Annotated in this window: 7 protein-coding genes and 1 pseudogene; 3 read left to right on the forward strand and 5 right to left on the reverse strand. The window is 54.6% G+C overall.

Features of this window, described 5'->3' with window-relative positions; translation table 11 throughout:
- The first annotated feature begins 93 nt into the window (after positions 1-93).
- The 3 genes from Q1B13_RS25075 (at position 94) to Q1B13_RS25085 (ending at position 4,590) form a co-directional block, all read left to right on the forward strand.
- Positions 94-1,620 carry a pyridoxal-5'-phosphate-dependent protein subunit beta gene (locus Q1B13_RS25075; RefSeq protein WP_299800720.1) on the forward strand — a complete coding sequence of 509 codons (1,527 nt, stop codon included), beginning with the start codon at positions 94-96 and terminating at the stop codon, positions 1,618-1,620.
- The gene (locus Q1B13_RS25080; RefSeq protein ID WP_299800722.1) at positions 1,610-3,961 is read left to right on the forward strand and encodes a molybdopterin-dependent oxidoreductase; all 2,352 of its coding nucleotides are present in this window, start codon (positions 1,610-1,612) and stop codon (positions 3,959-3,961) included. Before Q1B13_RS25075 ends, Q1B13_RS25080 begins: the two co-directional genes overlap by 11 nt.
- 242 nt (positions 3,962-4,203) lie before the next feature.
- Positions 4,204-4,590 carry a nuclear transport factor 2 family protein gene (locus tag Q1B13_RS25085; RefSeq protein WP_299085408.1) on the forward strand — a complete coding sequence of 129 codons (387 nt, stop codon included), beginning with the start codon at positions 4,204-4,206 and terminating at the stop codon, positions 4,588-4,590.
- Between the two features lie 159 nt (positions 4,591-4,749).
- On the opposite strand, the gene Q1B13_RS25090 is transcribed toward Q1B13_RS25085, so the two are convergent.
- The 5 genes and pseudogenes from Q1B13_RS25090 to Q1B13_RS25110 all read right to left on the reverse strand — a co-directional run.
- Positions 4,750-5,304 (reverse strand): hypothetical protein, encoded by a 555-nt coding sequence (locus Q1B13_RS25090; RefSeq protein WP_299085406.1) that lies wholly within the window; start codon positions 5,302-5,304, stop codon positions 4,750-4,752.
- Between the two features lie 648 nt (positions 5,305-5,952).
- On the reverse strand, positions 5,953-6,606 hold the full coding sequence (locus Q1B13_RS25095; RefSeq protein WP_299085404.1) for a helix-turn-helix domain-containing protein: 654 nt from the start codon (positions 6,604-6,606) through the stop codon (positions 5,953-5,955).
- Positions 6,607-6,616: 10 nt separating this feature from the next.
- A complete protein-coding gene (locus Q1B13_RS25100; RefSeq protein ID WP_299085401.1) occupies positions 6,617-6,799 on the reverse strand; it encodes a helix-turn-helix domain-containing protein in 183 nt (60 codons plus the stop codon).
- 50 nt (positions 6,800-6,849) lie between these two features.
- Entirely contained in the window at positions 6,850-7,905 is a 1,056-nt protein-coding gene (locus Q1B13_RS25105; protein ID WP_299085398.1) for a hypothetical protein, read from the reverse strand.
- Between the two features lie 67 nt (positions 7,906-7,972).
- Positions 7,973-8,095: pseudogene (locus Q1B13_RS25110) on the reverse strand (integrase); the annotation flags it as partial.

Raw genomic sequence — 8,095 nt, forward strand, 5'->3', positions numbered from 1 at the left:
AACTGCAAAATCATACTATGCGTGCAAGCCTCGAATTCTGCGCGATCGCAATCAATTTCGTCACGCTCAGGCGACAAATTGCGCTTTTTTCTCTTGAATCACGGCTACCCTGACGAGGGCTATTCCAACAAGACAGGGGAAGACGAGATGATTCCAGGGCTGGAAACCACGATCACGCATCAAGAGAGCTATGATCGCAATGTTGAAAGCTTGCACAGCCTTGGGCTTGTACTGCCGCGGATATCCGATTTGGCTGATCCTCCTGGAAGACTTGCTGGAAAAATGGCTGAAATCACAAACGCGGATCCGGATTCACCAGATGCACGCAACCTCTTCCGTGTGCACTGGCATAATGGGGCAGACCGCCGCAGTCTGGTGTCGGTGCCAGAGCACATCGTCCTCCCAGACGCTCTGACAGGTGTGAAAGCGAAGATCGTTGTCGCCTTGGGCAATCGGTTCCCGATGATCAACACGCATAAAGTTCTGGCGGCGTATGGCTGCCTAATCCCGCGCTTGATGTCGGGCGCTTTTGACGCCACCCGGCACCGGGCTGTCTGGCCCTCGACCGGCAACTACTGCCGTGGAGGTGTTGCGATTGCCACCCTGCTGGGCTGCCGGTCGGTGGCCGTTCTACCTGAAGGGATGAGCCAGGAACGCTTTCATTGGCTAAACCGCTGGTTGGCCGACTCAAACGATATTTACCGCACGCCCGGAACAGAAAGTAACGTCAAGGAGATTTATGATGCATGCCACGAATTGGCAAAAGACGCTGAGAACCTGATCCTCAACCAATTTGGCGAATACGGGAACTATGTCATTCACCGTGCTGTGACGGGACCGGCTCTGCAGCGAATTTTCGATCACGTGAATGCAGATGGCACGAAGACCGCGCGTGCCTTTATCGCCGCGACCGGCTCCGCGGGAACGCTGGCGGCGGGGGACCATCTCAAGCAGGGCCTTGGCACCCAGACAGGTGTGATCGAGGCGCTGGAATGCCCAACGTTGCTGTACAACGGATACGGCGAGCACAACATTCAAGGCATCGGCGACAAGCATGTGCCCCTGATCCACAACGTGATGGGGTCTGACTTTGTTATCGGGGTGTCTGATTCCGCGTGTGACAACCTGAACCTTGTGTTCAATACCTCTGCAGGTCGCGCATATCTGTCTCAGCATCGCGGTCTGAATCAGCAGAGCATTGCGCAGCTAGGTGATCTTGGTTTGTCTGCCATCGCCAATATCATCGGGGCGATCAAATACGCCAGGTACAATGATCTTGGCGCGGACGATGTGGTACTGACCGTCGCAACCGATGGCGCGGACATGTATCACACCGAGATGGCTATGGCCGAGGATCGACATTTTGACGGTCGCTTTGGCGAAGTGCAGGCCGCAGAAGCATTTGGCCAACACATCCTGGGCACGGGGATAGATCACATGCAGGAACTGGGCCGCTTCGATCGCGAGCGTATCTTCAACCTTGCCTACTACACATGGGTTGAGCAGCAGGGCACGTCGCTGGAGGCTTTCGATCGCCGTCGCGATCACTCGTTCTGGGACGGCTTGATGGATCTCGTGCCTGTATGGGACGGTATGATTGACCGGTTCAATGGCGCGTAAGATTGCCATAGAGGACATGCCCCTGACGGCGGCGCATTGGGGCGTCTACCGGGCTGAGGTCGAGGACGACAAACTTTGCGCCCTCCACCCGTTTGAACGAGATCCCAATCCATCTCCAATCGCAAACGGCTACCTTGGCGTGTTGGATGACGCGTTGCGGATCGATGCGCCTATGGTGCGCAAAAGCTGGCTTGAAAACGGACCGGGCAGCGCGGCCCACAAGCGCGGCCATGAGGCGTTTGTTCAGGTTACGTGGGAAGAGGCTGAGACGCTCGTCGCTGACGAGTTGACCCGTGTCAGATCACGGTATAGCAATGAAGCGATCTATGGCGGCTCTTACGGGTGGTCCGGCGCAGGCCGGTTTCACCACGCGCAAAGCCAGCTCCACAGATTTCTCAATTGTATTGGTGGTTATACAAAGTCGGTGAACACTTATTCCTTGGCGGCTGGCGAAGTGATCCTGTCGCACTTTCTGGGCGATCCTTCGACGTTTATCCATAATCCGCCCAGTTGGCATTCCGTGGTTGAAAGTGGTGAGCTGCTGGTCGCGTTCGGGGGAATGCCCCTGCGCAACAGTCAGATTAGTTCTGGCGGAACCGGGGTGCATCGTGCACGTACCGCCCTGTCAGAGGCCAAAAACAATGGTGTCTCTTTCGTTAATATCTCGCCCATACGCAGTGATGTCGCCGCCGACCTGAACGCAGAATGGATCGCGGCGCGTCCCGGTAGTGATGTGGCCCTCATGCTGGCCATTGCCCATGAGTTGCTGAAGAACAATTGGCACAATCGGGCGTTTCTTGATCGTTACACGACGGGCTTTGAAACCTTTTCCCGCTATCTGACCGGACAATCGGACGGAATCGTCAAATCCGCAGCCTGGGCAGCTGAAATCGCGCAGGTCCCCGTTCGAACGATTAAGGATCTGGCGGCGCGTATGGCAAAGTCGCGCACTCTGATCTCGGTGAGCTGGTCATTGACCCGTCAGGAGAAAGGCGAGCAGCCGTTCTGGATGGCCACAACGCTGGCCGCCATGTTGGGGCAGATCGGATTGCCCGGCGCAGGCATCGCATTTGGGTACTGCGCGTCAAATTCCATCGGTATGGAAAGACGGACCGTTAAGTTCGCCTCGCTTGCTCAGGGTAGGAACCCTGTCAAGAGTTTCATTCCCGTAGCCCGCATCAGCGACATGTTGCTAGACCCCGGCGGCACATTCCGGTTCAACGGCCAGACGCACAGATATCCCGATATCAAGCTCGTTTACTGGGCGGGCGGAAACCCGTTTCATCATCACCAAGACCTGACAAAACTGGAACGGGCTTGGAAAAAGCCCGAGACGATCATTGCCCACGAGTGGTGCTGGAACGCACTGGCCAAACGATCTGATATCGTCCTGCCGTGCACGACGCAGCTGGAACGCCGAGACCTCATGCTGACACCCCGCGATCCCTACATCGTTGCGATGGAGGCCGTCGTCCCGCCCCATGCGCAATCACGCGACGATTATCTTATTCTGTCCCGCATCGCCCGCCGGTTAGGCGCTGAGCAAGCCTTTACTGAGGGTCGAAGCAGCGAAGAATGGCTGCGTTGGCTCTATGAAGAAAGCCAAGCAAAGGCAGCGACATTTGACATCACGCTGCCTGACTACGAGGATTTTACCGCCAAGGGATGGCACTATGTTGATCCGATCCAAACAGGCAGCGGCGCCTTGGCCGAGTACCGCAAATCCCCTGAGGCAGCACCTCTCAAAACGCCATCCCGGCGGATCGAGATTTGCAGTAAGAACATCATGGGAATGGGGCGCCCCGGCATTCTGCCGCATCCGGCCTGGTATCGACCAACCGAGTGGCTTGGAAATGCAGTTGGACCATATGACCTTCACCTGATTTCTGGGCAACCAGCGGATAAGCTTCACTCTCAGTTGGATCATGGACCCGAAAGCAGAGCAGCGAAGAAAATGGGTCGGACCCCTGTTAACCTCAATCCGTCGGATGCGAAGACGCTTGGAATTGTCGATGGTGATCTACTTCGGGTATTTAATGAGCGCGGTGCATGTTTGGCGAACGCGCGACTCGATGTGTCATTAATGCAAGGCTGTGTGGCGATAAGTACCGGAGCATGGCTTGATGTCGAACGGCAGGCAGATGGAACACTGATTTGCCGCAACGGCAACCCCAATACCCTTACCCGCGACCAAGGCACCTCAGAACTCGCGCAGGGGCCCACCGCGCACAGTTGCCTGGTTGGTATTGAAAAGTTCTTGGGCCGAACAGGACCACCCAAAGCCTATTTGCCGCCAGAAATTGAGCGGGGTAAGTCAGGAAAACACAAAAAAGCACCTTGATTTGAGTTTGCGCAGGTAAGCATCGGATCGGCAGGCTGACCAAACCATGCATCCCCGCTGAAAAGGGGGACGCGTTAGCTGCGTTGATCTCGGACAAACCCTGCACCCTCATCGCGGGTGCTGGTCATCTGGTCCAAGAAGACCGGCCAGAGGCGATAGTCACGGCAATTCTACACCAAGTTGGAACGAACAACCCTCGCTGACCTGCCGACCGGAAAAATGATGCACGAAGGAGTAAATTGATGATGCGCGACCCTGAATTATTCGAAATGGTGCAATGCCATATTGACGGCCTTTTCCATTGTGACACGGTGAAACTCAACAGAGCATTTCATCCGAACGCATCGCTTTTTGACGGTGAAAAAGGCGACATTTTCGCAGAGCCAAGTGATATCTTTAACCACGATATTGGAGGGCTTGAACCAACCTCTCCCGCAAACTTGGGGCAAGATCCTGACAACGAAATCTTGTTAGTTGATTGGTTGTCAAACGTGAGTGCAGTCATAAAAATACGTATCAGAGCGCGCAAGAACGTCTACCTTGATCATCTTGGCTTTGTGAAAGGTGCCGAAGGCTGGAGGATCGTATCCAAAATTTGGCACCTTGAGACGACAGTGAGTGAAATCTAACCCGGCACCGGACATACATAGCATTGTGCTGTGAGGCCGGCTCGTCCGCTCAGCCGACCTTGAAGCCACCTGGACCTGCTCAGTATCCAACTGAAACCGTCAGATGACCGGTCTGAGCCCCAAGTTCCAATTGCTGTGCTTTGCGCGAATGGCCGCAATTCAGACGGAGGTTGGCACAGCGATCAGCAGTTGATCCTCTTTGATGTTGCGAAGCTGATCCGTGAAGTCATCAACCGAAACAGACTTCCGCACCAGCTCAATCCCTTCATCCTCATCGTGGCCAGAATAAAAGTGAAGTAGTATGCCAGCCTGATGCACACCGTCGATTGCAATCACCTCGTGAATGACGTTCGTCCATAATTCAAAAGTGTCTGGTGCATTGAGTTGATGCTGTTGTTCAGCGCGGTCTTCTGCTTTCGTTCGATCGGCAATCCATCTGTCTATCTTCGTTGCCGACCAGCCTTTTTTCCTGAGCCTGGCAACATTTTTTGACCTTTGGCTGTTCTGTTTTTCTATAGAATTCAATCCTGGCGAGAGGACTGTACCACAGTCGCAATGTCCAACCGTTGTAAGGAAGTGGTGTTCGTCAGATTGTAACGCTTTGCGCAGCGAGGCGTTTTCTAATGGTCTCGCGCGTCGACCATGTCTGCGAAGCGCTACGTCGATCGCTTTAGTATCGCCACCCTTCACGACAATTGAAATGAAGAAACACATGCAGTCATCTTACTTAAGTTCTTCAGCACCCGAAAGGTCTCTCCCGGTCCGGAGATATGATCGCGCAAAGCAGACCTTGAAGCAGCCACTGCGAACTCACGCTTTGTCTGCGCTACTACTTTTTCCGGTTAGAAACAGTCAATTCGACCGAACTGCGCCGAGCGCTTTAAGAAGCCCAAGCTCCCACGCACGCGTTATGAGTTCGGGAGCTGACCCAGTATCGAGGCTGTGTATTCGCTGGATTCGAAATTTAAGCGCTCGTTCTCCAAATCCCTTCGAATATCACCAAGCAGGCGCATCCGACACTTTCCAGTCTCTCCTTTACGAGGAACCGCCAATTCCTTTGCAAGCTGAAGCAAGGGGGCCGCTAGTGGCGACAGGAGCATCCCGTAAGCTTTGTGGCTCTCTCTGAAGACCTGCAATACTATGTTGTCATAAGCCAACTGCGTACCGCAGCGGACGAGGTTGAAAGCGGTGTTGCGGACATTCTTATGATGGAGATTCCCATCATTGCTGTACACCCCCCCTTGAACTTCCTTGCGGAAAAATCTGGTTACCCCCGCCGGTCCCGTGTCTTGAAGCCCGCAACTTTTGATACCCCCCCTCAAGGTTTTAGCGCAGCAATACGATGGCGCTGCTTAACTGGTCTTAGCCGAGCTCTTTGCCATTCGTCGCCGTGACCCAGTCGAAGAATGCGAGGTAGCGAGCTGTGTCTTCGTCTTTCGGAAAGCGCGAAGGCAACAGGTAGTTCCCAGCTCTTCTCAGCAATTGCAGAAGCTCGACGTCGTCACCCGGCCAGTGGTTTTCGAACCAGAGCTTCCAACTCGCCAGAGCACCGCTCTCAAGATCGGATATCAGGTGGCATGACATCGACCGATCAACCACGCTGCTGTCTTTTATGTTCTTTCCTTGGTTCTTATAGGGGGTGACAGCTGTGTCACCCTTGAGCGACAGCAATGCCACCTCTCGGGGTGACAGGCTGTCACTCCTGTTGTCACCCTTTAAGTCGGGCAGGCAGATCTGGTGCGCCCGGTGCGCATTCCGAACTTTGACCCGGCGCAGGTACCCTGCATGTTCCAGCATCTTGATGTATCGCTGCACCGTTCTCTTGTCGACACCCAGGCACTTTGCCAGTGTCGCATTTTTCGGCCAACAGCGCCCGGTTTCCCTGTTCACAAAGGTATCCGACAGACAGCTGGCCATTTGCTTTGCACCACGCGTCAGGTTGGCATCTTCATTGACCAACCTTTTCCAGGTGAATCGCAGCTTGCCGAACGCAGCGGTGTTCTTAGGCTTTTCCATCTGCACCCACCTACACCCTGTTTTCTTCAATCCAGGCATGGATGTCCGCCAGCTTGTACCGGACCAGCCGACCAACGCGCACAAAACGAGGGCCTGTCACACTCCCTGCCCTGCTTTCAAGAAAGCGTTTGCTGATCCCAAACAGCTCTTCAACTTCCGCTCTCGACAGAAGTCTTTCATCATAAGGTTTCATGTAACTGCTCCAATAGCGATCCCATTGCCTGGAGCATCACACAACCCAGCTTAGGGCGCATTGGATTGGTTTGGATACTTTTGGAGCAGTTTGGACAGCTCTTCGTCTCCCGCCCATTTGCCTTCCTGTTTTAGCGCAGCAGCGATCCCCTTTCGCAGACGCTCGATCTTGGCAGAGCGACTATTTCCTTTGATATTTTCCCCATGACTATCCACCACCTTTTCAGCTGCATCCAAAGCGGAGGCCGCTGAACGGCAAAGAAAAAGTTCAACGCCGAACAGTACGAATTCCCGGTCAAATCGCGAAAAACCACGCGGATGTGAGCGCGATCGCAGGCGTTTGTCCGAGCGCGCAGCACCCATCTCATCTGCCAACTGCTCTGCACCGATAAACATCCAAATATCCTGCCCCGGATATGGATCAGAATGTGGGTAGTTTTCTAATCCAAGCTCACTTTCCGCTTTGTCGAAGCGGTGAAGATAGGTCGCCCTGTCGATTTCATAGTGACCACCAGTTCCAAACCCCGTGCCGGGCATCATCGGAACATATGCGCCCGCATCTGTCGGCATGAATCCAATCCAATGACCACGCGCGTGCCCGTCCTGCAAATGCCTCCAAAAGATCTGACGACATTCGTACTCTGCGCTCGCATAAGGCCGCAGGACCTGCGACAGATAGGCCTCGCTCAAAAACTCCCGATCTGGGATAGGCAGCCCCGGGCACAAATGCGTACCGCGAGGTGCTGGCCGTTTGCTTCCGGGTTCGGGAGGCGAGTCGTACCGGCTTTCGTGGCGGTAATCTATTTCGCGCCATTTGAGAAACAGGCGCTGAGTGTGCTCCTGGTGGAGCTTTGCTGCTGCCCCAACTTGGCCTTCAATCTCAGGGCGGCACAGTGAGGCAAGTCCGCTATGCCACTGCAAGCTCTGTTCACCCAGCGCTGACGCCAAACGCCCATTCGGACAGATCCTGCGAATGACGTCTTGAAAGATCGCAAGATCGATCTTCGGTTTACCCAACGCGCATGCTGCATAGTCCCGCAAGATCTTATCAAACGGGCCTCTTTCGCGGTGTGGTTTCCCGTCCAGGTCCGCTCGCAATGGTTTCATTGGGTCGATCTTTCTACCCTGTGACACGGAAGTGGCCTCCCATTGGCAATCAAATAGCTGTCCGCTCTCACCCGGTGCGTGCGCTCAGTTCGTCGCACACAGTATCCATTGCGGGTCTGAGGGCATCGAGAGACGGTTTCACGTAACGCTGTCCGGTGATCGAAAGTGGTGTGTGGTTGAGCAAACGGCC

The organism is uncultured Ruegeria sp., from assembly GCF_947489545.1.
Lineage (GTDB): Bacteria > Pseudomonadota > Alphaproteobacteria > Rhodobacterales > Rhodobacteraceae > Ruegeria.